At 66.7% G+C, this 25,028-nt stretch carries 20 protein-coding genes and 1 tRNA gene; 10 read left to right on the top strand and 11 right to left on the bottom strand.

Going from position 1 to position 25,028, the window contains the following annotated elements; genetic code table 11:
- Nucleotides 1–134 precede the first annotated feature (134 nt).
- Together ACFOPH_RS16110 and ACFOPH_RS16105 are read right to left on the bottom strand one after the other, a co-directional pair.
- The gene (locus tag ACFOPH_RS16110) at nucleotides 135–1,145 is read right to left on the bottom strand and encodes a response regulator (protein ID WP_312552607.1); all 1,011 of its coding nucleotides are present in this window, start codon (nucleotides 1,143–1,145) and stop codon (nucleotides 135–137) included.
- Nucleotides 1,145–4,510 (bottom strand): MHYT domain-containing protein, encoded by a 3,366-nt coding sequence (locus ACFOPH_RS16105; protein WP_379736388.1) that lies wholly within the window; start codon nucleotides 4,508–4,510, stop codon nucleotides 1,145–1,147. The genes ACFOPH_RS16110 and ACFOPH_RS16105 overlap by 1 nt, the downstream gene beginning before the upstream one ends.
- A 250-nt stretch (nucleotides 4,511–4,760) precedes the next feature.
- Between ACFOPH_RS16105 and ACFOPH_RS16100 the strand changes: the two genes are divergently transcribed.
- Nucleotides 4,761–5,537 (top strand): substrate-binding periplasmic protein, encoded by a 777-nt coding sequence (locus tag ACFOPH_RS16100; protein WP_379736386.1) that lies wholly within the window; start codon nucleotides 4,761–4,763, stop codon nucleotides 5,535–5,537.
- A 199-nt stretch (nucleotides 5,538–5,736) separates the two neighbouring features.
- Here ACFOPH_RS16100 and ACFOPH_RS16095 read toward each other — a convergent pair whose 3' ends face one another.
- The 3 genes from ACFOPH_RS16095 to ACFOPH_RS16085 form a co-directional block, all read right to left on the bottom strand.
- Nucleotides 5,737–6,225 carry a hypothetical protein gene (locus ACFOPH_RS16095; RefSeq protein ID WP_379736384.1) on the bottom strand — a complete coding sequence of 163 codons (489 nt, stop codon included), beginning with the start codon at nucleotides 6,223–6,225 and terminating at the stop codon, nucleotides 5,737–5,739.
- Between the two features lie 423 nt (nucleotides 6,226–6,648).
- Nucleotides 6,649–6,733: transfer RNA gene (locus tag ACFOPH_RS16090), tRNA-Leu, on the bottom strand.
- Between the two features lie 71 nt (nucleotides 6,734–6,804).
- The gene (locus ACFOPH_RS16085) at nucleotides 6,805–7,266 is read right to left on the bottom strand and encodes a hypothetical protein (protein WP_379736382.1); all 462 of its coding nucleotides are present in this window, start codon (nucleotides 7,264–7,266) and stop codon (nucleotides 6,805–6,807) included.
- A gap of 197 nt (nucleotides 7,267–7,463) precedes the next feature.
- Between ACFOPH_RS16085 and ACFOPH_RS16080 the strand changes: the two genes are divergently transcribed.
- Entirely contained in the window at nucleotides 7,464–8,048 is a 585-nt protein-coding gene (locus ACFOPH_RS16080) for an FxDxF family PEP-CTERM protein (RefSeq protein WP_379736380.1), read from the top strand.
- Between the two features lie 58 nt (nucleotides 8,049–8,106).
- Here the strand turns inward: ACFOPH_RS16080 and ACFOPH_RS16075 are convergent, their stop codons facing one another.
- The 6 genes from ACFOPH_RS16075 to hutC all read right to left on the bottom strand — a co-directional run bounded on the left by ACFOPH_RS16075 (nucleotide 8,107) and on the right by hutC (nucleotide 13,737).
- On the bottom strand, nucleotides 8,107–9,828 hold the full coding sequence (locus tag ACFOPH_RS16075) for an ArnT family glycosyltransferase (RefSeq protein ID WP_379736378.1): 1,722 nt from the start codon (nucleotides 9,826–9,828) through the stop codon (nucleotides 8,107–8,109).
- A gap of 139 nt (nucleotides 9,829–9,967) precedes the next feature.
- Nucleotides 9,968–10,237, bottom strand: coding sequence for a type B 50S ribosomal protein L31 (locus tag ACFOPH_RS16070; protein ID WP_312552432.1), 270 nt, complete (start codon nucleotides 10,235–10,237; stop codon nucleotides 9,968–9,970).
- A gap of 309 nt (nucleotides 10,238–10,546) precedes the next feature.
- Complete coding sequence (gene rho / locus ACFOPH_RS16065; RefSeq protein WP_312548550.1) at nucleotides 10,547–11,809, bottom strand: transcription termination factor Rho; 1,263 nt, start codon at nucleotides 11,807–11,809, stop codon at nucleotides 10,547–10,549.
- 158 nt (nucleotides 11,810–11,967) lie between these two features.
- Entirely contained in the window at nucleotides 11,968–12,294 is a 327-nt protein-coding gene (gene trxA, locus ACFOPH_RS16060) for a thioredoxin TrxA (protein ID WP_312548549.1), read from the bottom strand.
- Nucleotides 12,295–12,509: 215 nt separating this feature from the next.
- A complete protein-coding gene (locus tag ACFOPH_RS16055) occupies nucleotides 12,510–12,908 on the bottom strand; it encodes a response regulator (protein WP_312548548.1) in 399 nt (132 codons plus the stop codon).
- A 109-nt stretch (nucleotides 12,909–13,017) separates the two neighbouring features.
- Nucleotides 13,018–13,737 (bottom strand): histidine utilization repressor, encoded by a 720-nt coding sequence (hutC, locus tag ACFOPH_RS16050; protein WP_379736375.1) that lies wholly within the window; start codon nucleotides 13,735–13,737, stop codon nucleotides 13,018–13,020.
- 136 nt (nucleotides 13,738–13,873) lie between these two features.
- Here hutC and ada point away from each other — a divergent pair, with 136 nt between their 5' ends.
- The 8 genes from ada to hutI all read left to right on the top strand — a co-directional run bounded on the left by ada (nucleotide 13,874) and on the right by hutI (nucleotide 24,722).
- Entirely contained in the window at nucleotides 13,874–14,953 is a 1,080-nt protein-coding gene (gene ada / locus ACFOPH_RS16045) for a bifunctional DNA-binding transcriptional regulator/O6-methylguanine-DNA methyltransferase Ada (protein WP_379736373.1), read from the top strand.
- 343 nt (nucleotides 14,954–15,296) lie between these two features.
- Nucleotides 15,297–16,967 (top strand): amidohydrolase, encoded by a 1,671-nt coding sequence (locus tag ACFOPH_RS16040; protein WP_379736371.1) that lies wholly within the window; start codon nucleotides 15,297–15,299, stop codon nucleotides 16,965–16,967.
- A gap of 340 nt (nucleotides 16,968–17,307) precedes the next feature.
- Nucleotides 17,308–19,020, top strand: coding sequence for a urocanate hydratase (hutU, locus tag ACFOPH_RS16035; RefSeq protein ID WP_379736369.1), 1,713 nt, complete (start codon nucleotides 17,308–17,310; stop codon nucleotides 19,018–19,020).
- Nucleotides 19,021–19,034: 14 nt separating this feature from the next.
- Complete coding sequence (hutH, locus tag ACFOPH_RS16030) at nucleotides 19,035–20,585, top strand: histidine ammonia-lyase (protein ID WP_379736367.1); 1,551 nt, start codon at nucleotides 19,035–19,037, stop codon at nucleotides 20,583–20,585.
- A gap of 145 nt (nucleotides 20,586–20,730) precedes the next feature.
- Nucleotides 20,731–21,531: an N-formylglutamate deformylase gene (gene hutG / locus ACFOPH_RS16025; RefSeq protein WP_379736365.1), complete on the top strand. Its 801-nt coding sequence runs from the start codon at nucleotides 20,731–20,733 to the stop codon at nucleotides 21,529–21,531.
- A complete protein-coding gene (locus tag ACFOPH_RS16020; RefSeq protein ID WP_379736363.1) occupies nucleotides 21,528–22,895 on the top strand; it encodes a formimidoylglutamate deiminase in 1,368 nt (455 codons plus the stop codon). The genes hutG and ACFOPH_RS16020 overlap by 4 nt, the downstream gene beginning before the upstream one ends.
- Nucleotides 22,892–23,488, top strand: coding sequence for a HutD/Ves family protein (locus tag ACFOPH_RS16015; RefSeq protein ID WP_379736361.1), 597 nt, complete (start codon nucleotides 22,892–22,894; stop codon nucleotides 23,486–23,488). Before ACFOPH_RS16020 ends, ACFOPH_RS16015 begins: the two co-directional genes overlap by 4 nt.
- Nucleotides 23,481–24,722 carry an imidazolonepropionase gene (gene hutI / locus ACFOPH_RS16010; protein ID WP_312548537.1) on the top strand — a complete coding sequence of 414 codons (1,242 nt, stop codon included), beginning with the start codon at nucleotides 23,481–23,483 and terminating at the stop codon, nucleotides 24,720–24,722. Before ACFOPH_RS16015 ends, hutI begins: the two co-directional genes overlap by 8 nt.
- Nucleotides 24,723–25,028: the final 306 nt, after the last annotated feature.

Raw genomic sequence — 25,028 nt, 5'->3', positions numbered from 1 at the left:
CATTGCCGGTTCCATGAGCGCAGGCGGTTTGCAGGCAGTGTACCGCGTGGGTTCGAGAACCCACCCTACCAACATCGATGTGCCGCGTGCGTTCGATGCGATCGCCGTAGCGGTTCCGTGGAGGCGCGGACCTCTCAGGCCGCCTGCGGCTCCGCCGCCTCGGCCCAGCGCAGGCGCACGGTGCGGATCGCCGGCAGCTGGGCGATGAACAGGTCGACCAGCGCCGGGTCGAAGTGCTTGCCCTTCTGCTGCACCAGGTAGTCGACCGCCTCTTCCTCGCTCCAGGCACGCTTGTAGGGGCGCACCGAGGTCAGGGCGTCGAACACGTCGGCGATCGCGACGATGCGGCCGGTCAGCGGGATCTGCTCGCCGGCCAGTCCGTTCGGGTAGCCGCTGCCGTCGTATTTCTCGTGGTGGGTCATGGCGATGTCGTGCGCCAGTTTCAGCATGCCGCTGTCGTGGCGGCCGATGATCTCGCCGCCGATGCTGGCGTGGCTCTGCATGATCTTCCATTCGTCGGCGTCGAGCGGGCCGGCCTTCTGCAGGATGCGGTCGGGGATGCCGATCTTGCCGACGTCGTGCATCGGCGCCGCGTGCAGCAGGTCTTCCGCTTCCTGTTCGGTCATGCCGGCCGCCAGCCCCAGGATGCGCGCGAAATGGCTCATGCGGATCACGTGCAGGCCGGTCTCGTTGTCCTTGTACTCGGCCGCCAGGCCGAGGCGCTGGACGATCGCCAGGCGGGTCGCCTTCAACTCTTCCATGCGCACCAGCGACAGGTGGGTGCGCACGCGCGCGCGCACCAGCGGCGGGCTGACCGGCTTGGTGATGTAGTCGACCGCGCCGGCCTCGAAGCCTTCGAGCTCGTCGGCGGTGTCGGTCAGGGCGGTGACGAAGATGACCGGAATCGGCGCGGTGGCCGGGTTCGCCTTCAGCGCGGCGCACACTTCGTAGCCGCTCATCCCCGGCATCATCACGTCGAGCAGCACCAGGTCCGGGCGTTCCTTCTGCGCCAGCTCCAGCGCGCGCGCGCCGTCCTTGGCGAACAGCAGGCGGTAGTGGTCCTGCAGGATCTGGCGCAGCAATTGCAGGTTGCTCGCTTCGTCGTCGACCGCCAGGATCAGCGGGCGGTTGGGGGTAGTGCTCATTACGTCGTTTCCTGTGGCGTTGAATCGTCAAGGGTGTCGAGCGCGGCCAGCACGGCGTCGAGCTGTTGCTGGGCGAGGTCGAAGTCGAAATCGGCAAGCGCGGCCTGCACCTGGGTCACGCGCGCGGCCGCCGCATGGCCGGCGAGGGCGGCCGCCAGGCCGGCCAGCGCCGCGTCGTCGAGGGCGCCGCGCGAGAGCGCCTCGCGCAGCACACTGCCGGCGCGGCGCGCGCGCTCCAGGTCGATGGCGGCATCGACGGCGCCCTGCGCCATCGGCGCAGCAGCCGGCCGCCTGGTCTTGATCAGCGCCAGCACCGCCTCGTGCGTCTCGTCGACGCGCGCCAGCGCCTGCGGCAGCAGTGACACCTTGGCCAGCTGCTGGCCCTTGTCGCCTTCGGCCAGCTGTTCCAGCTCGCCCAGCGCGTCGGCCAGCAGTTCCAGGCCGAGGTTGGCGGCGATGCCGCGCGCCTTGTGCGCCAACATGCGCAGCGAAGGGTAGTCGGCGGCGTCGGCGAAGCCGCGCAGGAATTGCGGCAGCAGGGCGTGCTGGGTGTGGAAGTGCGCGAGCGCTTCCAGGTAGGCGTCTTCCTTGCCGCCCCAGCGGTGCACGCCGCCGAGGCGGTTCCAGGCCTGGCGCTCGATCGCCGGGGCGGCGAGCGCCTGCTCCGAACCGATGCCGAGCACGCGCGCGATCTCATGCGACAGCGTGAACCAGTCGACCGGCTTGGACGCAAAGCCGTCCATGCCCACTTCCGCGCTGGCGCGGCGGTGCTCGGCCAGCACGCTGGCCGTCATCGCGATCACCGGCACTCGCGCCCGGCCGGCAGCCTCCGCCTGTTTGCGGATCAGGCGGGTGGCGCGCAGGCCGTCGATGGTCGGCATCTGGAAGTCCATCAGGATCAGGTCGAACTCCTGGCGCGCGGCCAGCTCGACCACCTGGGCGCCATCGGACACGCCGGTCATCGTATGGCCGCGGCGCGCCATCAGCAGCTGCAGCAGCTCCAGGTTCTGCGGCACGTCGTCGGCCACCAGCACGCGCAGCGGCGGCAGCACGGCGGCGGTGCGCACCCGCGCCTGCTGCGGCGCGAAGCGCGCCACCACCAGCGGCAGCAGCACGTGGAAGGTGGTGCCTTCGCCGAGCGTACTCTCGGCCCAGATCTTCCCGCCCATCAGCTCGACCAGCTGCTTGCTGATCGTGGTGCCCAGGCCCGTGCCGCCGAAGCGCCGCGTCATCGAGGCGTCGGCCTGGGTGAAGGGATCGAAGATCGCGTCCAGGCGCTCGGGCGCGATGCCGATGCCGGTGTCCTTCACCGAGAAGTGCAGCTGGTCGCCGCGCGGCGCGGCGCGCAGGGTGACGCTGCCGCTGGCCGTGAACTTGATCGCGTTGTCCAGCAGGTTGGTCAGCACCTGGCGGATGCGCAGCTCGTCGCCGCGCAAATTGGTGGGCAGTGCCGGGTCGTAGTGGATGTCGACCTGCAGGCCCTTGGCGCGCGCGTTCGCCGCCAGCGTCGAGGACAGCTCGTCGATCAGCGAGAGCAGGTTGAAGTCGTTGATCTCCAGCTCCACCGCGCCCTTTTCCAGCTTGGCGGTGTCGAGGATCTCGTTGAGCAGGCGCAGCAGCGAGCGGCCGGCGTTGCGCACCGTGTCGAGGTGGCGGCGCTGGTCGGGCGCCAGTTCGCCGTCGAGCAGCACGTCGGTGAAGCCGAGGATGGAATTCATCGGCGTACGGATTTCGTGGCTCATGTTGGCCACGAAGGTCGCGCGGGCGGCGGCCGCCTGCTCGGCGTGCTCCTTGGCCTCGCGCAGCGCCTCTTCCATCTTGCGGCGCTCGCTGATGTCGAGGATCACGCCGTCGAGCCAGACCAGCTCGCCCTGGTCGTCGCGCACGCCGGTGCCGTTTTCCCACAGCCAGCGGGTGCTGCCGTCGGCGTGCAGCAGGCGGTACTCGACCAGCCAGGGGCGGTCTTCAGCCAGCGCGGCCTCGATCGCCTGCGATACGCGCACGCGGTCGGCGGCGTGGATCAGGGCGCCGAAGCAGCGGCGCGGCGGGCTCCCCGGCGGAATGCCGGTGAAGTCGCGCGCCGGGTAGCCGGCCACGCGCTCGACCGCGTCGCTGATGAACACCATGGGGTGCTCGCCTTCGATGCGGCTGCGGTAGGAAATGCCGGGAATGGTGCCGATCAGGGAGCGGAACTGCTGCTCGCTGGCGCGCAGCGCCTGCACCATCTCGCGCCGTTCGCTGATGTCGGTGACGAAGCAGACGAACAGTTCCTGCTTGCCCAGGAGCGCATGGCCGACGGCAAAGCGGATCGGCACCAGGCTGCCGTCGCGGCGCAGGGCGTCGACTTCGGCGTTGTTGGGCGCGGGATGGGCGCCGCTGTCGCGCAGGTAGCCGAGCAGGCCGACTTTCTTGTTGCGTTCTTCCTCCGGCATCAGGAGGCGCACGTTGCCGCCGACGATCTCGTCACGGCGCCAGCCGAAGATCTTCTCGGCCGAGGCATTGAATTCGAGGATGGCGCCGTCGCGGTCGACCGTGATGACGCCGTCGACGGTGGTGGTGAGCAGGGCGCGCATCCAGGCTTCGCTGCGCGACAGTTCTGCGTACAGGCGGCGGTAGCGCAGCAGGCCGTTGGCGGCCAGCACGACGACGGTGAACAGGACGGTGATCAGGGAGATGGCCAGCGCCAGGGTGGTGGTGTCGGAGGACGCCGGGGCGTTCTGATCGATGGTGCCGACGAAGCGCGCGGCGGCCATGCCGGTGTAGTGCATGCCGGCGATCGCGCAGCCCATGACCACCGCCGCCAGCAGCAGGCGCCTGGATTCGCTCATCCAGTGCAGGCGGTTCAGGCCGAAGCGCACCCACAGGGCCAGCGTCGCCAGCACCACGGCGACCACGATCGACAGCGCGAAGGTCGCCGGGTCGTAGCGCAGGTCCAGGCTCATGCGCATGCCGGCCATGCCGGCGTAGTGCATCGCGCCGATGCCGGCGCCGACCAGCACGCCGCCGGCCAGCAGGCCGGTCCTGCCCAGGCGCTCGCGCGCGATCAGGTTCAGCGCGACGAAGGACGCGCCAATGCTCGGCAGGCTCGAGCCGACGGTGATCATCGGGTCGTAGCCGACCCGGGTGCACAGGTTAAAGGCGAGCATGCCGACGAAGTGCATGGCCCAGACGCCGGCGCCGAGCGCCAGGCTGCCGGTCAGCAGGAAGATCGTACGCTGGCTGTTGCGCTGGCGTGCCTGGCCCGCGATCTGCAGGCCCATCCACGACGAGAAGATGGCGACGAGCAGCGAGAGCAGCACGAGCTTGGGATCGTAGATGCCATAGCTGAGCAGCGATGGATCATCGGGCAACATGAAAAGCGACATGGAGGTTTTCCGGAGTGGTCCGTCGAGAGGACAAAAAAGCACCCGCCAGTATGGCATTTTCCCTATGGAAAGTCTTGATTTTATTAGGAAAAGTTGGCAAGGCGACATTGCGACTGTCGCGTTGCCGCTACCCCGCTGTTTTATGTGTTGACGACCAGGGCCAGCCTTGGGTTATGCTCAATTAATAAATGTTGTGATACATGTATCGAGCCGCCTTTTCGCTCATGTATCCGGCGATAAGGGAGTCCTGATGCGGAGAATCCAAATCACGCTGGCGGCGCTGTCGGCCACGCTGGCCGTCCTGTCCGATGCGGTGGCCGCCGCTGTTCCGGCAGGCAGCCGGGACGTGGCCCTGTACATTACGGCCGAGCCGGCGGCACCGTCGAGCATGCTTGACGAGCGAGGACAGGTGGTCGGCATCGCCACCGACAAGGTGCGTGCCGCGCTCGGCCGCGCCGGCGTCGGCTATACGATCGAGCTGCTGCCATGGAAGCGTGCCTATGCCGCCGCCCGCCGGCGCGCGGATGCCTGCGTCTACTCGACCACCCGCACGCCCGAGCGCGAGGCCCTGTTCAAGTGGGTCGGTCCGCTTGATACCGCGCAATGGTTGCTGATGGCGCGCGCCGACCGCCACATCGCGCTGCGCAACCTGGAGGACGCCCGGCCCTACCGGATCGGCACGTATAACGGCGATGCGCGTGACCATTACCTGCGCAGCCGCGGCTTTACGGTTGACGCCGCACCGCACGACCTGCTCAATCCGCGCAAGCTGCTGCTGGGACGCATCGACCTGTGGGTGGCGGCGCTGCGGCCCGGCAGCGTGGTGCTCGAACAGAATGGCTGGGCCGGCAAGATCGTCCCGGTGCTCGCATTCAACCGGCATGAGCTCTTCCTTGCCTGCAACCGCGGCGTGCCCGATACGGTCGTCGAGCGGCTCAACGATGCCTTCGCCGCGCTCGAGCGCGATGGGGTGTTGCGGCGGATCGAGCGGGGGTATGACGACTGGACGGCGCCGACGGGCAAATAAGGACTGGCGCGCGTGCCGCCGGAAAAACAAAGACCCGCGTTCTCCGATGAAGAAACGCGGGTCTTGTCTGTCATCTATGTTGGTGCTGGAACCAGCATCAAACGATGTGCGAGTGCGACTACATTTTACTGCACGGTAGCGAACAAGCTATTGTCGTGCCCGACACTACTGGATCATGACACGCTGGTGTGATTCGACTTCAGGATTTCACTCGACTGCGGTTTTTCGAGGTGTTCTTGAGGACTAGCCAGATAATAATCAACGCGACGAAGCCATAGATTCCCCACACGCGCATGAACAGCCAACCCATCCCGTCCTCGCCGGATATCAGATCGATCACCTTGCCGCCGACGAAAGAATAAATGGCATATATGATTCCCCATTTTACAAGAAATGTAAAAATGGCTTTTTTTCTCTCCTGGTAGTGGAGCTCATTGGTGCTACTACGCTTCGCCACCCCCAACACCGAGCCCAGAACAAACCCGCCAATGTTGGCACTTAACAGGGTCATGGCGATTTTTAGCTCGCCCAGGTCTGGCCCGTTGCCGCCATGAAAAACAGCGGAGATCGATTGCCAATAATACAGGCTGCCACCTAGAAGGATAACCAAGAGAATACGACTGGTTTTCGACATGACAGAAAATCCTCCTACGGCAAAAAGGAGGCCAATTAAACCAAGAATTCCCATAAATTATTTCTAGCGTTCTGAATGTTCAGTCTGGCATTTGAATGCGCACTGCCGGGATATTTGCAATCCATGCGACATGGATTCCTGGCTTGTATCAAAAGAACGATCAAGCACCAATGCGCAGTACGTCGAACAGTGAACTTGCTTGATTTGACAATGCAGCATTGTATGGTTATCTCAACTTAGTTGTCTACCGGAAACTTCCTGTCAATTTACTTGATTCATGATTTTTCGATTTCTCTTGAGCGAAAGGGGAATTGAGGTCACTCGAATATGCCGCTTTCGCGTTAGTAAGACGATGCGTAGCGGGATTCCGGTTCCGGCGTCGTCTCAGCGGCGTTGCCACTACGCGGTTGCAAGACAACAAAAAACCCGTACCTCCTGGAGAGAGTACGGGTTCCGATAAGTCCTGATCGTATGAGGTGGTGCCGGGAACCGGAATCGAACCGGTACGCCTTGCGGCGCGGGATTTTGAGTCCCGTGCGTCTACCTATTCCGCCATCCCGGCAACGCGCTGTGCATTATCGCTGATTTGGATTGCACCGGCAACAGTTTACAAGCGCGGCCGGGGGCCGTCCCTTAGCTCGCGAGCGCCCTTTGCAGGGAGCGCAGGATCGGGATCGGGCCGATCACTTCGAGCGCGTGCGCATGCACCTTGACGTTGATCGTCTGCGCCCGCGCGCGCCAGGAGAGGCTGGCAGTCCTGACGTAGCGCAGCCGGCCGGGGGCGGCTTCGGTGCGCGCGTAGCCGAGCGTGGCGAGGGTGGCGTCCAGGGTCATGCTCATGTGGCAGGCGTCGAAGCGGGTGTTGACGTCGAGCCGGCCCGGCGCGCTGGCGCACAGGGGCAGGGCCAGGCCGGCCAATAGCGGCAGGAAGATCAGGGCCAGGGGCGCGCCCGGGTCGACCAGATGCAGCGCCAGCACCATGACCGGCATGCCGACGGCCACCGTCAGCCCGTAAGCCGTCAGGGGCGACAGGCCGCGCAACCACGCGCCACCCCGGTTCGAACGCACGACTTCCGAGAACATGACGCTTTTCATGTCGTTTCCTCCGGGGCGAATGGGATGGCACTGTCTGCCATTTTCTGTCCTGTATCTGGTCCCGGATTGAGCTGACTCAAGGAGGCGGCGATCAGGAATAAACGTCTGCCATCTGCGCCGGATCAAAGCATGAGATAGCGGCGCGACGCCGATCCGGATCGGGCCGCCTTTGCCGACACATTGCCGATGGAGTTCACATGAAAAGCACATTCCTGGTCCTGGGCGCGTTGCTGGCAGGCGCTGCCTGCGCCGGCCCGCATGCCGCCGCGCAGACGATCGAGCGCAGCGTGCCGATTTCCACGATCGACGACGGGGCGGGCGGCTTCAATGCCTATTTCGGCGACGGCTTCGCCGCCGCGCAATCCGGCCGCAGCTTCATCGACGTCTTCACCTTCGACGTCGCCGGGCTGCCCTTCGATGCCGCGGCCTCGGTCACCTCGTCCTACCTGAACTCGCCGTCCGACAAGGACCTGCGCATCACGGCCCTGAGCCTGTACCGCTATGATCCGGCGACGCTGGACATCGTCGGTCCCGCGATCGCCGGCATCGACCAGACCGGCTTCGGCGCCGATGCCCCCGATTCCTGGTCGCTGGCGGCGTACAGCCTGCCGGCCGGCGCCTATGCGGTGCGCGTCGACGGGGTGGTGCGGGGCGCCGGCGGCGGCAGCTTCGGCGCCGACCTGACGGTGTCGCCGGTGCCGGAGGCGCCCGGCTTCGCGCTGCTGCTGGGCGGGCTGGCCTTTGGCGCGCTGGTGCGGCGTCGCATGACTGCCGCGGCATAGAAAAACCGCCCTGCGGATGGCTCCGGCAGGGCGGTTCGATGTCGGGCAGGCGCGCGCTTCAGGGCGCGCGGCGGTACAGGCGGAAGCGTTCGTCGCGGTCGGACGCGCGCCGGCCTTCCCACAGCAGCGTGGCGCCGCGCGTGTCCCAGCGGCGCGCCAGGTCGCGGTCGCCGCGCGTCTTGACCCGGTCCTGCAGCAGCACGTAGTCGCAGTCGCCGCCCTGCACGCCGGCGAAAGGCAGGCGGCCGAAATAGGCGAACGAGGCGCGCTGCGCCGCGCTCACGTTGGTGTCGATGCAGTTCGCATTCGGCGGCAGCTTGGCGGCGATCGCCTGTGCCACGCCGGCGTAGCTCTTGCTGTAGTTCAGGTCCGGCAGGAACAGGGTCATCAGCAGCACCCACAGCAGGATCAGCCCGCTCGAGGACAGCACCACCGCGCGCCACAGCACGGCCGGCTGGCGCGACACGCGCCAGCGCACCAGCCAGAACCAGCCGATCGACACCGCGGCGGCGACGACGAAGGCGACGATCCCGAATTCCGGCTTGAAGCCAGGCACCAGCTTGAGCGCATTGTGCGCCAGCTTGGCCGGCCAGCCGGTCAGCTTGGCGATCCAGAACAGCCAGATCAGGGCGGCCAGGGTGGTCAGCGCCATCACCGAGAACCAGTCGATGGCATTGATCGCGCCACGCTTCATGGTCGGCAGGCCGAAAGCGGCCATCAGGGCCAGTAGCGGCAGGAGTTTCAGCAGGTCGCCGTTTTCCGGCGACGGATCGCAGAGAGTGACCAGGGTCAGGGCGCCGAGGAAGGTCAGCGGCAGCACGATGTGCAACATGTTGCGCTCGCGCCGCCAGGCCCAGATGGCCCAGCCGGCAAACGGCCAGGCCGGCCAGAAGAACCAGACGCCGACGCGGAAGAAGGCGTTGATCGAGTTCCAGTTCGGCAGGCTCAGCTGCTCTGCGTTCCAGGCCAGCCAGGCCGGCACCGGCGACTCGCCATGCGGCTGGACGATGGCGGCGGGCACGATCCAGACCAGGGTCAGCAGCGCGGCGACGCCGAGGGCCAGCGCCAGGTGGCGCAGGGAATTGGCGGCCGGCATGCGGAAGAAGCGCGTGCCGAGGAACAGCGCGGCGACCAGGGCCAGCGGCGACAGCGGGCCGCGCGTCAGGGTCAGGGCGCCCAGCGACAGGCCGACCAGGGCGGCGTTGCGCAGGCTGGCGCTCTCGATGTAGCGCACCGCGCGGTAGAGGAAATAGGCGAGCAGGGAGCCCTGCAGGGTGACGGCCAGGGTCTCGTGGCTGTACAGCAGCAGGCCGAGCGAGCCGAGGTAGACCAGCACGGCGGTGTCGGCCAGGGTGCGGCCGTAGTCGTCCGGTTCCGGCTGGCCGCCGAAGGCCAGGCGCAGCGGCTGGGCTTCCGGCCGGCGTCCCAGGTGGAAGGCGGTGTACCAGAGCGACATGGTGCCGAGCACGAAGATGCCGATGTTCGAGACGCGCGCGGCCAGCACGTCGCCCAGCAGCCAGCCGAACAGCTTGATGCAGAGGGCGCCCAGCCAGAACGCGAGCGGGCCCTCGTCGGTGACGGCCAGGCCGGCGATGTTCGGATACAGCCAGTCGTGCAGGCCGCCGCGCGCCATTGTCCACATGATGCCGAAGCTGCCGGCGTCGTCCTTCCACGGGTCGCGGCCGATCAGTCCCGGCAGGATATACAGCATGCCGAGCGCGTACAGCGCCCAGCGCGGCAGGGCCAGCGTGGCGGCGGCGGGGAGGCGGACTGGTTTCATCGATAAGTCTGATGCGAGGAATTAATGTCGCGCTAGTATAGCGGCGAATGGAAAGGCGAAAAAAAAGAAGCCGGGAGCCGGCTTCTCTTGTGCCTTGTACAGGCTGGGGAAGCCGCGTGGGCTTCCTTGGATTTCTTGCTTAGCCGTTGGCGACGCTGGTCTTCGAACCGACAGCACCGAACTTCTGGCGGAACTTCTCGACGCGGCCAGCGGTGTCGACGATCTTGTGCTTGCCGGTGTAGAACGGGTGCGATTCAGCCGAGACTTCGATCTTGATCAGCGGGTATTCCTTACCTTCGTAGGTAGCGGTTTCGCGGGTCGAGATGGTCGAACGGGTGATGAACTTGAAATCGCACGACACGTCGTGGAACAGGACTTCGCGGTAATTCGGATGGGTATCGGTCTTCATGATTCTGCTTTCGATGAGTTGGTAGCCAAACAGCACTTCGTCGGTCTTCCTGCTTCTTGACCCGATTGCCGATCACTTGCCAGAGGTTGATGTACTGAACCCACGATTATAAAACGGCTGTTCAGGCAAGGCAAGCGCGGGGCCGGACTGCCGATGATCCGGTACGGGATTTGTGGCCGATGCGCTGACCGTAGGGTGGGCACAGAGTGCCCACCCTACGGTTGCGTCCGACGTCATCGGTCAGTTCCGCAGATTGCACCCAATAAAAAGGGCGGCCCAGGCCGCCCTCGTCGATGCTTTTGGCAGGTCTTAGCCGCCGCGGCGCATCATGTCGAAGAACTCCACGTTGTTCTTCGTCGCACGCATCTTGTCGAGGATGAACTCCATCGCCTCGATCTCGTCCATCGAGTACAGCAGCTTGCGCAGGATCCAGATCTTCTGCAGCTGGTCCGGCTTGATCAGCAGCTCTTCGCGGCGGGTGCCCGACTTGTTCAGGTTGATCGCCGGGTAGACGCGCTTCTCGGCCAGGCGGCGCTCGAGGTGGACTTCCATGTTGCCGGTGCCCTTGAATTCCTCGTAGATGACGTCGTCCATGCGCGAGCCGGTTTCGATCAGGGCGGTCGCGACGATGGTCAGCGAGCCGCCTTCCTCGACGTTACGGGCAGCGCCGAAGAAACGCTTCGGACGCTGCAGCGCGTTGGCGTCGACACCGCCGGTCAGGACCTTGCCCGAGGCCGGGATCACGGTGTTGTAGGCGCGCGCCAGGCGGGTGATCGAGTCGAGCAGGATCACGACGTCCTTCTTCATCTCGACCAGGCGCTTGGCCTTTTCCAGCACCATTTCGGCAACTTGCACGTGGCGGGTGGCCGGTTCGTCGAAGGTCGAGGCGACGACTTCGCCGCGCACCGAGCGCTGCATTTCCGTCACTTCTTCCGGACGCTCGTCGATCAGGAGGACGATCAGGGTGACGTCCGGGTGGTTGGCGGTGATCGCGTGCGCGATGTGCTGCAGCATGACCGATTTACCCGACTTCGGCGAGGCGACCAGCAGGCCGCGCTGGCCCTTGCCGATCGGCGAGATCAGGTCGACGATGCGGCCGGTGATGTTCTCGGCGCCGTTCATGTCGCGCTCCAGGCGCAGCGGTTCCTGCGGGTGCAGCGGGGTCAGGTTCTCGAACAGGATGCGGTGCTTCGACGCCTCCGGCGACTCGCCGTTGACCTTGTCCACCTTGACCAGCGCGAAATAACGCTCGCCATCCTTTGGGGTGCGTACTTCGCCTTCGATCGAGTCACCCGTATGCAGGTTGAAGCGGCGGATCTGCGACGGCGAAATGTAGATGTCGTCGGTCGAGGCCATGTAGCTCGCATCGGGCGAACGCAGGAAGCCGAAGCCGTCCGGCAGCACCTCGAGCGCGCCGTCGCCGAAGATCTGTTCGCCCTGCTTCGCGCGCTTCTTCAGGATGGCGAACATCAGTTCTTGTTTGCGCAGGCGCGCTGCGTTGTCGATATCGAGGCTGATCGCCATCTCCAGAAGGGCGGAGACGTGCATTGCCTTCAGTTCAGATAAGTGCATGTTGTGTGGGTGTCCCGTGACGGGAAATCAAGGTAGGGGAGGGAACTGCGTGGGTTAGTCAATTGGGAGGCGACCGGAAGCGATCGGATTCCCGTCCAGACAATGGCGGCAGTGCGGGCGCGCTGCCGCCGCTCAACGAACGTTCTGTGAACGCCCGATTAAATGTTGCTGTCGATGAAAGCGGTCAGTTGACCCTTGGCCATTGCGCCGACTTTCTGCGCGGCCGGGACGCCGTCCTTGAACAGGATCAGGGTCGGGATGCCACGGATACCGAACTTGGCCGGCACGGCCTGGTTGGCGTCGACGTCCATCTTCGCGATCGTGATCTTGCCATCGTATTCCTTGGCGACTTCTTCCAGGATCGGGGCGATCATCTTGCACGGACCGCACCACTCGGCCCAGAAATCGACCAGGACCGGACGTTCGGACTTGATCACGTCGGTTTCGAAAGAAGCATCGCTGATGTGTTTAATGTTTTCGCTCATGTTTTCCTCAAATTAGAGGTAAGGATCAATGTACGCCTGGAGCTTGATAACAGCTCATCCGGCTTCCGTTTGCTGATGGAACTGCTTGCAACACGATGGTGGTGCCAAAGTGCGCAAACTCAATATTGGAAGGGCGTCGAGAGGACGTCAGGCGGGGAATTTAGGTCGAATAATACCTTATTTTCCCAAAAAGTGGTCGGACGTTTGTTCAAATCTTAACACGTCACCGCCGAGCGCAATTGGTCGAGTCCGATCGGCTTGCGGAAGGTGCCGGCCACGCGCAAACCGAGTACCCGCGCCAGCTCGCCGGCGGCGTCGCGCACGCCTGCATCCATGCCCGACAGCAGGATCACGCGCCCGTCGAAACCGCGCGCCGCGGCCGCCTGCAGGAATTCGATGCCGTCCATGTCGGGCAGGGCGAGGTCGCAGATCAGGGTGTCCGGTCCCTGTTCCTCCAGCGTGGACAGCGCGTGGCGGGTCGTTGCCTCGGCAAACACTTCGTGCACGCCCACCTGTTCCAGCATGTCGGTCAGTACCTCCAGCATGAAATGGTCGTCGTCGAGCACCAGCACGCGCGGCGGCCGGACCGACCTGGTAACGACTGGCTCATCCATACAAACGGTTCCGGAGATTTTTTGACTGGAAGGGCATTATGGGCGAGAAAAGCCATGCCGTGCGCATACGCGTCAAAAAAAATCTGCGGCCGTCTCGTCCAGTCCACGTTCAGCCCACGCTGCCCGTGAACTGGTAGAGCCGGCCCGGATGCCACATGGTCACGATCGAGGCGACCCGGCCGCCGGAACTGGTCTTGCGCTTGAGGACGAGGCAGGGTTCGCGCGCATCGATCGCGAGCAGCTCGGCCACTTCGCGCGGTGCGCCCAGCGCCTCGATGGCGTAGGTGGCGCCCTGCAGCGGCGCCACCGCCATCAGGTGTTCGTTCGGGGTGATGGTGTTGAAATCCTGGGCCAGGTAGTCCGGTGCGCAGGCCGGGTTGACCCAGCGGTCCTCCAACTGGATCGGCACGTCGTTCTCGAAATGCACGATCAGCGAATGGAACAGCGGGCTTTCCTGCGCCAGTTCGAACTGCAGGGCCAGCGCCTCGCTTGCCGGCGCCCCTTCCAGCAGGTGCATCGCGCTGCGGTGGCGGTGGCCGCGCGCGCGCACCTCGTCGGCGATGTTGCGGATCTCGACCAGGGTGGCCTGGTATTTCTGCGGCGCGACGTAGGTGCCGGAACCCTGGCGGCGCGTGAGCACCTGCTCGGCCGTCAGCTCGCGCACGGCGCGGTTGACCGTCATGCGCGAGACGCCGAACTGGCGCACCAGCGCCTGCTCCGAGGGCACGAGGTCGCCTTCCTTCCAGCGGCCGGAAGCGATTTCGCCGACCAGGTAGTCCTTGATGCGCTGGAAGATGGGGGTAGTCGCTGGTGCGCTCTGTTCGTTCAAACTGCTCTCCGGTGGGGCGATAATGATGGCTCTCGACAGTGCGGATTCTAGCATCGCCGATTCGAAAGCAAGACCCGGAGTGCGCATCCGGCGCATGCGTGCCACGATACGCGCCAATCCCCTCGCAGGAGCCGCCATGAAAACCGAGACCATCCTTCATGCTTACGCCAGCGACGAGGCGCGCTGGGCCGCCGTGCAGGCACGCGAGCGCGCCGCCGACGGCGTCTTCTATTATTCGGTGCGCACGACCGGGGTCTATTGCCGGCCGTCGTGCGCGGCCCGCCCGGCGCGGCGCGAGAACGTCGCCTTTCATGCCAGCCGCGAAGCGGCCGAAAGCGCGGGCTTCCGGCCCTGCCTGCGCTGCCGGCCCGACCTGCCGCCGCTGGCCGAGCGCCAGGCGCAAGCGGTGGCCGCGGCCTGCCGCCTGATCGCGACCAGCGCGGAGGAGCCCAACCTGGACGCGCTGGCGGCAGCGGCCGGCATGAGCCGTTTTCACTTCCACCGCCTGTTCAGGCAGCATGCCGGCGTCACTCCGAAAGCCTATGCGGCGGCGCTGCGCGCGGCGCGCGTGCGCGACGGCCTGGCGCAGGGCGCGCCGGTCACCGACGCGCTGTACGCCGCCGGCTTCAACTCCAGTTCGCGCTTTTATGCGGATGCGGAGGCAATGCTGGGCATGGCGCCGGCGCGCTTCCGCAAAGGCGGCACGGGCGAGGACATTCGCTTCGCGGTGGGCGCCTGCTCGCTGGGCGCGATCCTGGTCGCGGCCACAAGCCAGGGCATCTGCGCGATCCTGATGGGCGACGATCCCGAGCGGCTGGTGCGCGACCTGCAGGACCGCTTCCCGAAGGCGCGGCTGGTCGGCGGCGACGCGGACTTCGAACGCCTGGTGGCGCAGGTGGTCGGCTTCGTCGAGGCGCCGCGCATCGGCCTCGATCTGCCGCTCGACGTGCGCGGCACCGCCTTCCAGCAGCGCGTGTGGGAAGCGCTGCGCGCGATTCCGGCCGGCGAGACGGTCAGCTATACCGAACTGGCGCGGCGTATCGGCGCACCGGCCGCGGTGCGCGCGGTGGCCGGCGCCTGCGCCGCCAACCCGGTGGCGGTGGCAATTCCCTGCCACCGGGTGGTGCGCAACGACGGCGCTCTGTCGGGGTACCGCTGGGGCATCGAGAGAAAAGCAGCGCTGATCGCGCGCGAGAAGGACGGCGCCGGCCAGTAGGGTGGGCGGCTGTACTGCTCGGCCGATATGCACGCGCCCGCTGCGCCGCCCACGCGTTCAACGCACGGTGATCTGGCGCGCACGAATGCGCAAGATGGCGTTGGACGCGTGGGCGGAAGATCCGCCCACCCTACGCGTCAGCGCTTGTTTGCTTCCTGCGCCAGCGTCGTCGCGAGCCACGCCCGTCCAGCCTCGGGATGGGCTGAAATCAATATGTTCACTAACTAATTGCTGCGGCGAAATCATAACGAAAAAACAGGTGCTTGGGACCTCTGCCTGTGTCCAACGCGGGAGGACTTCGCTACACTCATGTTTTGCATTTATTTAATAAAACGGAGAGTCCATGCACCCCACCCTCAAGCAGTGTTCCATGTTCGTCCTTGCCGCGCTCGCCGGGCTGTCGGCCGCGCATGCCAGCACGGTGATCGACAACGCCAATGGATACACGCTCGACAGCAAGGGTGACCTGGTGCAGTTCACGGCGCTGGCCATCGATGACCAGGGCAAGATCATCGCCGTCGGCAGCGCCGCCGAGGTCAATGCCAAGGCGCCCGGCGCGCGCCGCGTCGACTTGGGAGGCCGCACCGTGCTGCCGGGCCTGATCGATGCCCACGGTCACGTGTTCGGCCTGGGCCAGATGCTGACCCAGCTCGACCTGTCGCAGGCCACCTCGCTGGAAGGCGCCCAGAAGGCGATTGGCGATTACGCCCGCGCCAACCCGGGCCAGGGCTGGCTGCGCGGGCGCGGCTGGAACCAGGAAAACTGGAAGCTGGGCCGCTTCCCGACCGCGGCCGACGTGGATGCCGTGGTCAATGACCGCCCGGTCTGGTTCGAGCGCGTCGACGGTCATGCCGGCTGGGCCAACAGCCGCGCGCTGGCGGCGGCCGGCATCACCGACAAGACCCCGGACCCGGCCGGCGGCAAGATCATGCGCGACGCCAACGGGAAAGCCACCGGCGTGCTGGTCGACGCGGCGCAGGAACTGGTGACGAAAGTGCTGCCGCCGCAGACCGAGCTTGAAGCCCGCGTGGCGCTCGACCGCGCGCTGGCCGCGATGGCGAAAGTCGGCATCACCAGCACCCACGACGCGGGCCTGGGCATGTCCGAGGACCGCCTGTATCGCGCCTATGCGGATCAAGGAAAACTGACCGCCCGTATCTACGGCATGATCGGCGGCACCGAGAAGGATTTCGACGCGCTGTCGAAGAACGGCCCCCTGAAAACCTACGGCAACGACATGTATGCGCTGCGTGCGGTGAAACTGTATTCGGACGGCGCCCTGGGCAGCCGCGGCGCCGCCCTGATCAAGCCCTACAGCGACGAGCCGCATTCGCACGGCCTGCTGTTCTACAAGCTCGACCAGATGGACGCCATGATGAAGAAGGCGATGACGCGCGGCTACCAGGTCAATGTGCACGCGATCGGCGACGCCGGCAACCACCAGATCCTCGACATCTACCAGAAGGAACTGGCGGCGACCAAGAGCGCGGCCCAGCGCCACCGCATCGAACACGCCCAGGTGGTGACGCAGGCGGATATCGGCCGCTTCAAGACGCTGGGCATCATCCCGTCGATGCAGCCGACCCACGCCACCTCGGACAAGAACATGGCCGAGACCCGCGTCGGCCCGGAGCGTATCAAGGGCGCCTATGCCTGGCGTACCTTCCTGCACCAGGGTTCGCGCATCGCCTGCGGTTCGGACTTCCCGGTCGAGTCGCCGAATCCCTTCTTCGGCATCCATGCCGCGGTGACGCGCATGGACCACGCCGGCCAGCCGGTCGCCGGCTGGCATCCGGAGCAGGCGATGTCGCTGAAGGAAGCCTTCCGCTGCTTCACGCTTGACGCAGCCTACGCCGGCCACGCCGAAAACAGCTTAGGCTCGCTGGAGCCGGGCAAGTGGGCCGACTTCATCGTCATCGACCAGGACCTGTTCAAGATGCCGACCTACGACATCCACAAGGTGGGCGTGCTGCAGACCTGGGTCGGAGGGAAGGCGGTGTACCAGAAACAATAAAGCGGAGCCAAGGTCGTAGGGTGGGCACTCCGTGCCCACGCGGAACGATGAGCAGTGTTGGCAGACCGTAGGGTGGGCACCCCGTGTCCACGCGGAATGATGAGCAGTGTTGGCAGCACAGAGAGAACATTGTTAGCGTCAAGAGTACTGCATGCTTGCCGAGCGATGTTTTCAAGCAGCGGAAGACGGACCAGCACGTAACGCGTGGGCACGGAGTGCCCACCCTACGGGGAAACATCGCGACAAAATGGATTGACTGGCTTGTATAGACAACTTAGACTCTGTGGATTCCGGCGCGATCGGTTCAATCGTTCGCCCTTCTTCAACCCCAGGAGCTGCCATGACCCAAGAATCGCCCCGAGTTGATGTCGATCCGCGTTTCGATCCGACGCGCACCATCCGCGCCCCGCGCGGTACCGAACTTTCCTGCAAGAGCTGGCTCACCGAAGCGGCCTACCGCATGCTGCAGAACAACCTCGACGCCGAGGTGGCCGAAAACCCGCAGGCGCTGGTGGTCTATGGCGGCATCGGCCGCGCCGCCCGCAACTGGGAATGCTACGACCAGATCCTCGCCTCGCTGCGCGAACTGGAAGACGACCAGACCCTCCTGATCCAGTCGGGCAAGCCGGTCGGCGTGTTCCAGACCCACGAGAACGCGCCGCGCGTGCTGCTGGCGAACTCGAACCTGGTGCCGAAGTGGGCCAACTGGGAGCATTTCAACGAGCTCGACCGCAAGGGCCTGTTCATGTACGGCCAGATGACGGCCGGCAGCTGGATCTATATCGGCACCCAGGGCATCGTGCAGGGCACCTACGAGACCTTCGCCGAGGCCGGCCGCCAGCACTTCGGCGGCGACATGGCAGGCCGCTGGATCCTCACCGCCGGCCTGGGCGGCATGGGCGGCGCCCAGCCGCTGGCCGCGACCTTCGCCGGCGCCGTCTCGCTGACGGTCGAATGCCAGCAGAGCAGCATCGACTTCCGCCTGCGCACCCGCTACCTCGACAAGCAGGCGAAAGACATCGACGAGGCGCTGGCCCTGGTCAAGGAACACACGGAGAAACGCGAAGCCGTTTCCATCGGCCTGCTCGGCAACGCCGCCGAGGTGTTGCCGGAACTGGTGCGCCGCGCCCGTGCCGGCGGCCTGGTGCCCGACCTGGTCACCGACCAGACCTCGGCCCACGACCTGATCAACGGCTACCTGCCGGCCGGCTGGAGCGTGGAGGAGTGGAAGGCGGCCCAGCGCGACCCGTCCCAGCACGCCCGCCTGAAAGCGGCGGCCGCCGCATCGTGCGCGCAGCACGTCCAGGCCATCCTCGACTTCAAGGCACTCGGCGCCTACGCGGTCGACTACGGCAACAACATCCGGCAAGTCGCAAAGGACGAGGGCGTGGCCAACGCCTTCGACTTCCCGGGTTTTGTTCCCGCCTACATCCGCCCGCAGTTCTGCGAAGGACGCGGCCCCTTCCGCTGGGTGGCGCTGTCCGGCGACCCCGAGGACATCTACAAAACCGACGCCAAGATCAAGGAGCTGTTCCCCCAGCACAGGCAGGTGCACCGCTGGCTCGACATGGCGCGCGAACGCATCGCCTTCCAGGGCCTGCCGGCGCGCATCTGCTGGCTGGGACTCGGAGAACGCCACCTGGCCGGCCTGGCCTTCAACGAGATGGTGCGCACCGGCGAACTGAAGGCGCCGATCGTGATCGGCCGCGACCACCTCGACACCGGCTCGGTGGCGAGCCCGAACCGTGAGACCGAAGCGATGCGCGACGGCACCGACGCGGTGTCGGACTGGCCGCTCCTGAACGCGATGCTGAACACCGCCGGCGGCGCGACCTGGGTCTCGCTGCACCACGGCGGCGGCGTCGGCATGGGCTATTCGCAGCACTCGGGCGTCGTCATCGTTGCCGACGGCACCGACGCCGCCGCCAAGCGCCTGGCGCGCGTGCTGGTGAACGACAGCGGCTCGGGCGTGATGCGCCACGCCGACGCCGGCTACGAAAGCGCGATCGCCACGGCCAAGCGCAATGGCCTGAACCTCCCGATGATCAAGTAAGGTTTTAAACGAACATGAAACACGAATCGCAACACGGCTGGACCCTGCAACCCGGCGCCCTGACCCTGGCGGACCTGCGCGCCGCCTGGAGCGCGCACCGCCCGATCGCCCTGTCGCCGGATGCCGCCGCGCCGATCGCCGCCTCGAGCGCGCTGGTCGACACCATCGTCGCCAAGGGCGACCCGGCCTACGGCATCAACACCGGCTTCGGCATCCTGGCCAAGGCCCACATTCCGAACGACCAGCTGGCGCAACTGCAGCGCAACCTGATCCTGTCGCACGCGGTCGGCACCGGCGAGCTGCTCTCCGACGCCGTGGTGCGCCTGATCCTCCTGACCAAGATCGGCAGCCTGGCGCGCGGCTACTCGGGCGTGCGTCCGCTGATCATCGACACCCTGATCGCGCTCTACAACGCGGGCATCATGCCGGCCATCCCCTCGCAGGGCTCGGTCGGCGCCTCGGGCGACCTGGCGCCGCTGGCGCACATGACGCTGGCCATCCTCGGCGTCGGCCAGGTGCGCGTCGACGGCCGCCTGGTGGACGCCGGCGAGGCGCTGGCGCAAGCCGGCATCGCGCCGGTGACCCTGGCCGCGAAAGAGGGCCTGGCCCTGATCAACGGCACGCAAGTGTCGACCGCGCTCGCCCTGCACGGCCTGTTCATGGCCGAGCGCCTGGTGGAAGCGGCAATGGTCACCGGCGCGCTGTCGGTCGACGCCGCGCGCGGCAGCGATGCGCCGTTCGACCCGCGCATCCACGCGGTGCGCGGCCAGCCGGGCCAGATCGCTGCCGCCGCCATCTACCGCGAGCTGGTGGCGGGCAGCGCGATCCGCGCCTCGCACCTGGTCGGCGACGAACGCGTGCAGGACCCCTACAGCCTGCGCTGCCAGCCGCAGGTGATGGGCGCCGTCATGGACCTGGTCGCGAATGCCGGCCGCACCCTCCTGATCGAGGCGAACGCGGTCACCGACAACCCCTTGCTCTTCCCCGACGATGGCGCGATCGTTTCGGGCGGTAACTTCCACGCCGAGCCGGTGGCCTTTGCCGCCGACACCCTGGCGCTGGCCATCGCCGAAATCGGCGCGCTGGCCGAGCGCCGCATCGCGCTCCTGATCGACGCGAATTTGTCCGGCCTGCCGGCCTTCCTGGTGCGCGAGCCGGGCCTGAACTCGGGCTTCATGATCGCCCACGTGACGGCCGCCGCCCTGGCCTCGGAAAACAAGTCGCTGGCCCATCCGGCCAGCGTCGACAGCCTGCCGACCTCGGCCAACCAGGAAGACCACGTCAGCATGGCGACCTTCGCTGCGCGCCGTCTCGACCAGATGGCGCACAATACGGCTGTGATCATCGGGATCGAGCTGCTGGCCGCGGGGCAGGGCATCGAATTCCACCGTCCGCTGACCAGCTCGGGCTACCTGGAGCACGTGCATGCCCAGTTGCGCCGGCAGGTGCCGTCCTACGACGAGGACCGCTTCTTCGCGCCCGACATCGAGGCCGCGCGTCGGATGGTGATCGAAGGCGAACTGTCGGCCTCATGCAAGGAGCTGTTCTCGGTTCTTCATCCTTAAGGGGCCGATAAACCTACTGCGCGTCGGATTGCCGTCCTGCGATGCTCGCTGTACTCTTGTACAGCTCCGCTTCTCGGTCAGCACTCCTTCCGCTCGCTACGGTTTCTCGAACCCTTAATATAACCAGATCTAGACAGGAGTGCGAATGGATTTCCGGTTCAAGGCAGGCGATGCGCCGATGCTGCTGTCGATGCCCCACGTGGGCACCGACATTCCCGACGAAGTGGCGGCCACGATGGCGCCCTGCGCCCTCGCGAAAGCGGACACCGACTGGCACCTGGCCGAGCTGTACGAGGCCGCCGACCGCCTCGGCGTCTCGACCCTGGCGGCGCGCTGGTCGCGCTACGTCATCGACCTGAACCGGCCGCCGGAAAACACCAACCTGTACCCCGGGATGGACACGACCGGCCTGTGCCCGGTCGACACCTTCGGCCGCGAAAGCCTGTACCAGGAAGGCCGCGTGCCGGACGAGGCCGAGGTGAAGCGCCGCCTGGAACGCTACTGGCAGCCCTACCACACGCAGCTGCGCGCCGAGCTGGTGCGCCTGCTGGCGCTGCACGGCCGCGTGGTCTTGTGGGACGCGCACTCGATCGCATCGCAGGTGCCGCGCTTCTTCGAGGGCCGCCTGCCGGACCTGAACTTCGGCACCGCCGAAGGCAAGTCCTGCGATCCGGGCCTGGAAAACGCGGTGGTGGACGTGGCGCGCGCCCACGACCGCTTCAGCATCGCCGTCAACGGCCGCTTCAAGGGCGGCCACATCACCCGCTTCTATGGCCAGCCGAAAGAGGGCGTGCACGCGATCCAGCTCGAGATGTGCCAGTGCCTGTACATGAACGAGGCGCCGCCTTTCGAATACCGTCCGGAGGTGGCGGCCGAGGTGCAGCCGCTGCTGGCCGACATGATGCGGGCCGCGCTCGACTGGGTGCGCGCAGGGGGACGCGCGTGAACGCCCTGTTTGCCCGCCACGCACTGCTGCCGGAAGGCTGGCGCGGCGACGTGCTGGTCGAGTGGGATGCGCGCGGCGCGCTGACCCGGGTCCAGCCCCAGGCCAAGGCGCCGATCGGCGTGCCGCGCGCCGACTACGTGGTGCCGGGCATGGTCAACCTGCATTCGCACGCCTTCCAGCGCGCGCTCGGTGGCCTGACCGAGAAGGCCGGCGACGGCCCCGACAGTTTCTGGACCTGGCGCGACCTGATGTACCGCTTCGCGGCCCACATCACGCCCGAGCAGGTCGAGGCCATCGCGGCCCAGTTGTTCTCGGAATGCCTGCGCCACGGCTATACCTCGCTGTGCGAATTCCACTACATCCAGCGCGACCCGCAGGGCGCGCTGTACGCGCGGCCGGCCGAGATGGCCGAGCGCGTCGCGGCGGCCGGGCAGGGCACCGGCATCGGCCTGACCCTGCTGCCGGTGCTGTACAGCTACAGCGGCTTCGGCGAGCAGGCACTGAAACTGGAGCAGGCGCGTTTCCGTACCGATGCCGAGACCGTGCTACGCATCGTCGAGGCGCTCGCACCGCTGCGCTCGGGCCAGCTCGAGGTCGGCGCGGCCCCGCACTCGCTGCGCGCGGCCGGCATCGACCAGGTGCGCGAACTGGCGGCGGCCCTGCCTGCCGGCCGGCCGCTGCACATCCACATCGCCGAACAGCAGGGCGAAGTGCGGCAAAGCCTGGATTTCAGCGGCCGGCGCCCGGTCGAATACCTGCTGGAGAACGTCGGCGTCGATGCGCGCTGGTGCCTGGTGCATGCGACCCACCTGAACGACGAGGAAGTGCGGGGCATGGCGGCATCGGGCGCGGTGGCCGGCCTGTGCCCGACCACCGAGGCCAACCTGGGCGACGGCGTGTTCCCACTCGGGGATTATTTGGCGGCGGGCGGGCGCTGGGGCATCGGCAGCGACAGCCACGTCTCGCAGAGCCCGGTCGAGGAATTGCGCTGGCTCGAGTACGGCCAGCGCCTGGTGCACCAGCGCCGCAACGTCGCGGCCACGCCTGCGCGGCGCGACGTGGCGCTCAACTTGTGGCAGGATGCGCTGGCCGGCGGCGCCCAGGCGGCGGGCAGGCCGGTCGGGCTGCTGGCGGCCGGGCGGCGCGCCGACCTGCTGGTGCTCGACAGCGCGCACCCGAACCTGGAAGGCGCGCTTGAATCCGACGTGATGGGCCGCCTGGTGTTCTGCGGCAACGACAACCTGGTGCGCGACGTGCTGGCCGGCGGACGCTGGGTCGTGCAGGGCGGGCGCCACATGGCCCAGGACACCATCGCGCGCCGCTACCGGCAGGCGATCAACCAGTTGCGTGAGGTACGAGCATGAACATCCTGATTCCGTTTGCGGGGCTGTCGGCGGTGCCGTGGAAGAACGGCGGCGGCACCACCACCACCATCGCGGTCGGGCCGCCTGAGGCGACCTTCGACAATTTCGACTGGCGCGTGAGCCTGGCGACCATTGCCGAGGACGGCCCGTTCTCGACCTTCCCCGGCGTCGACCGCACGCTGGCGCTGGTCGACGGCCACGGCATGACGCTCGACATCGACGGCACCGAGCGCGTGATCCTGTGCGAGTCGGGGCCGGTGCTGGCCTTCGACGGCGAGTCGGAGGTGGTCGCCAAGCTCAACCGCGGGCCGACGACCGACTTCAACGTCATGACGCGCAGCGAACGCTGCTACCACCAGTTCGGCCGGCGCCGCCTGTCGGGCAAGTCGACTTTTGTCGCGCGCGCCGATTTGACGATCCTGTTCCTGGCCGAGGGCGAAAGCCTGGAGATCGCCAGCGACGCCGAACGCATCGGGCTGGTACGCTATGACGCGGTGATGTTCGATCCGGGCACGGTGTGGTCGCTCGAGACCACCCAGGCGACGATCTTCATCGTCGACATTTTCTATTACAGCGAGGACGAAGATGAGTGAGCGCAGCGGGCCGCGTTATGACGCGGTGTTTGCGAACGTGAACCTGGCCACCATGGTCGGCGGCTACGGCGAGGTGATGGATGGCGCGATCGCCGTGCACCACGGCCGCATCGCCTGGGTCGGCGCGCGCCGCGAAGCGCCGCGCGCGGCCGTCATCCACGATTGCGACGGCGCCTGGCTCACCCCCGGCCTGATCGACTGCCACACCCACATCGTCCATGCCGGCAACCGCAGCGAGGAGTGGGAGGCGCGCCTGGAAGGGGCGAGCTACGAGGACATCGCGCGCAATGGCGGCGGCATCATGTCGACCGTGCGCGCCACCCGCGCCGCATCGGTGGAAGACCTGATGCGCGTCAGCGCGCCGCGCGTCTCGCAACTGCTGGCCGAGGGCGTGACCACGCTCGAGATCAAGTCCGGCTATGGCTTGAACCTGCAGGGCGAAGCCAACATGCTGCGCGCCGCGCGCCGCCTGGGCGAACTGCTGCCGGTGTGCGTGAAGACCACCTTCCTCGGCGCCCACGCGCTGCCGCCCGAGTTCGCCGGCCGCGCCGACGACTACATCGCCGAAGTGACCGAACGCATGCTGCCGCTGCTGGCCAAGGAAGGGCTGGTCGACGCCGTCGACGCCTTCTGCGAGCACATCGGCTTCACCTACGACCAGACCGAGCGCGTATTCGCGGCCGCGAAGCGCCTGGGCCTGCCGGTCAAGCTGCATGCCGAGCAGTTGTCGGAGCAGCGCGGCGCCGAACTGGTGGCGCGCTACGGCGGCCTGTCGGCCGACCACCTCGAGCACCTGACCCCGGCGGGGATCCAGGCCATGGCGGCCGCCGGCACGGTGGCGGTGCTGCTGCCGGGCGCCTGGTACTTCCTGCACGAGACGCAGATGCCGCCGATTGCGCAGTTGCGCGCGGCCGGCGTTCCGATGGCGGTGGCGACCGACTGCAACCCCGGCACCTCGCCTCTGAGCTCGATCCTGCTGGCGATGAACATGGCCTGCACGCTGTGGCGCCTCAGTCCCCGCGAAGCGCTGCAGGGCGCCACCGTGCATGCGGCGCGCGCACTCGGCATGCAGGACCGCGGCACGCTGGAAGTGGGCAAGCGCGCCGACTTCGCCCTGTGGGACATCGCCCGCCCGGGTGAGCTGGCCTATGCGATCGGCTTCAATCCCTGCCAGGCCGTGGTCAACGGCGGCGTGATGCGCGAGCGCGACGCCGGGCTGCCGGCCAGTTTTTGATCGGCTTGAAAAACCACGCGTCATCGCATCGCGCAGTCATAGGCGCAGCGCGATCCGGGACACTGCGCACAGCGTGGACACAGGTGTCCACCCTACGTAAGGCTGCAGTTGTGGGGTGGACACCCGTGTCCACGCGGTCGAGCGCCAAAACAAGCGGCAGCTTCAACCTCGGCCCAGGACGCCCGAATCGTTCGTAGGGTGGGTTCTCGAACCCACCCGGTCCGGCATCGGAACAGCTGCAACGCAGTTTTAGGGTGGACACGCCATACCCGCGCATGAACGATGAGCAGGCGCGGCGCTTCAAGA

Origin of the sequence: Massilia haematophila, assembly GCF_042647645.1 — a bacterium.
Classification (GTDB): domain Bacteria; phylum Pseudomonadota; class Gammaproteobacteria; order Burkholderiales; family Burkholderiaceae_D; genus Telluria; species Telluria haematophila.
The sequence above is the reverse complement of the archived record's forward strand: the minus strand, read 5'-3'. Positions and strand labels throughout refer to the sequence as shown.

Bases quoted from the DNA above. Each gene is read 5' to 3' on its own strand.
- ACFOPH_RS16110 (WP_312552607.1), bottom strand. From the start codon at position 1,145: ATGAGCACTACCCCCAACCGCCCGCTGATCCTGGCGGTCGACGACGAA.
- ACFOPH_RS16105 (WP_379736388.1), bottom strand. From the start codon at position 4,510: ATGTCGCTTTTCATGTTGCCCGATGATCCATCGCTGCTCAGCTATGGC.
- ACFOPH_RS16100 (WP_379736386.1), top strand. From the start codon at position 4,761: ATGCGGAGAATCCAAATCACGCTGGCGGCGCTGTCGGCCACGCTGGCC.
- ACFOPH_RS16095 (WP_379736384.1), bottom strand. From the start codon at position 6,225: ATGGGAATTCTTGGTTTAATTGGCCTCCTTTTTGCCGTAGGAGGATTT.
- ACFOPH_RS16085 (WP_379736382.1), bottom strand. From the start codon at position 7,266: ATGAAAAGCGTCATGTTCTCGGAAGTCGTGCGTTCGAACCGGGGTGGC.
- ACFOPH_RS16080 (WP_379736380.1), top strand. From the start codon at position 7,464: ATGAAAAGCACATTCCTGGTCCTGGGCGCGTTGCTGGCAGGCGCTGCC.
- ACFOPH_RS16075 (WP_379736378.1), bottom strand. From the start codon at position 9,828: ATGAAACCAGTCCGCCTCCCCGCCGCCGCCACGCTGGCCCTGCCGCGC.
- ACFOPH_RS16070 (WP_312552432.1), bottom strand. From the start codon at position 10,237: ATGAAGACCGATACCCATCCGAATTACCGCGAAGTCCTGTTCCACGAC.
- rho (WP_312548550.1), bottom strand. From the start codon at position 11,809: ATGCACTTATCTGAACTGAAGGCAATGCACGTCTCCGCCCTTCTGGAG.
- trxA (WP_312548549.1), bottom strand. From the start codon at position 12,294: ATGAGCGAAAACATTAAACACATCAGCGATGCTTCTTTCGAAACCGAC.
- ACFOPH_RS16055 (WP_312548548.1), bottom strand. From the start codon at position 12,908: ATGGATGAGCCAGTCGTTACCAGGTCGGTCCGGCCGCCGCGCGTGCTG.
- ada (WP_379736373.1), top strand. From the start codon at position 13,874: ATGAAAACCGAGACCATCCTTCATGCTTACGCCAGCGACGAGGCGCGC.
- ACFOPH_RS16040 (WP_379736371.1), top strand. From the start codon at position 15,297: ATGCACCCCACCCTCAAGCAGTGTTCCATGTTCGTCCTTGCCGCGCTC.
- hutU (WP_379736369.1), top strand. From the start codon at position 17,308: ATGACCCAAGAATCGCCCCGAGTTGATGTCGATCCGCGTTTCGATCCG.
- hutH (WP_379736367.1), top strand. From the start codon at position 19,035: ATGAAACACGAATCGCAACACGGCTGGACCCTGCAACCCGGCGCCCTG.
- hutG (WP_379736365.1), top strand. From the start codon at position 20,731: ATGGATTTCCGGTTCAAGGCAGGCGATGCGCCGATGCTGCTGTCGATG.
- ACFOPH_RS16015 (WP_379736361.1), top strand. From the start codon at position 22,892: ATGAACATCCTGATTCCGTTTGCGGGGCTGTCGGCGGTGCCGTGGAAG.
- hutI (WP_312548537.1), top strand. From the start codon at position 23,481: ATGAGTGAGCGCAGCGGGCCGCGTTATGACGCGGTGTTTGCGAACGTG.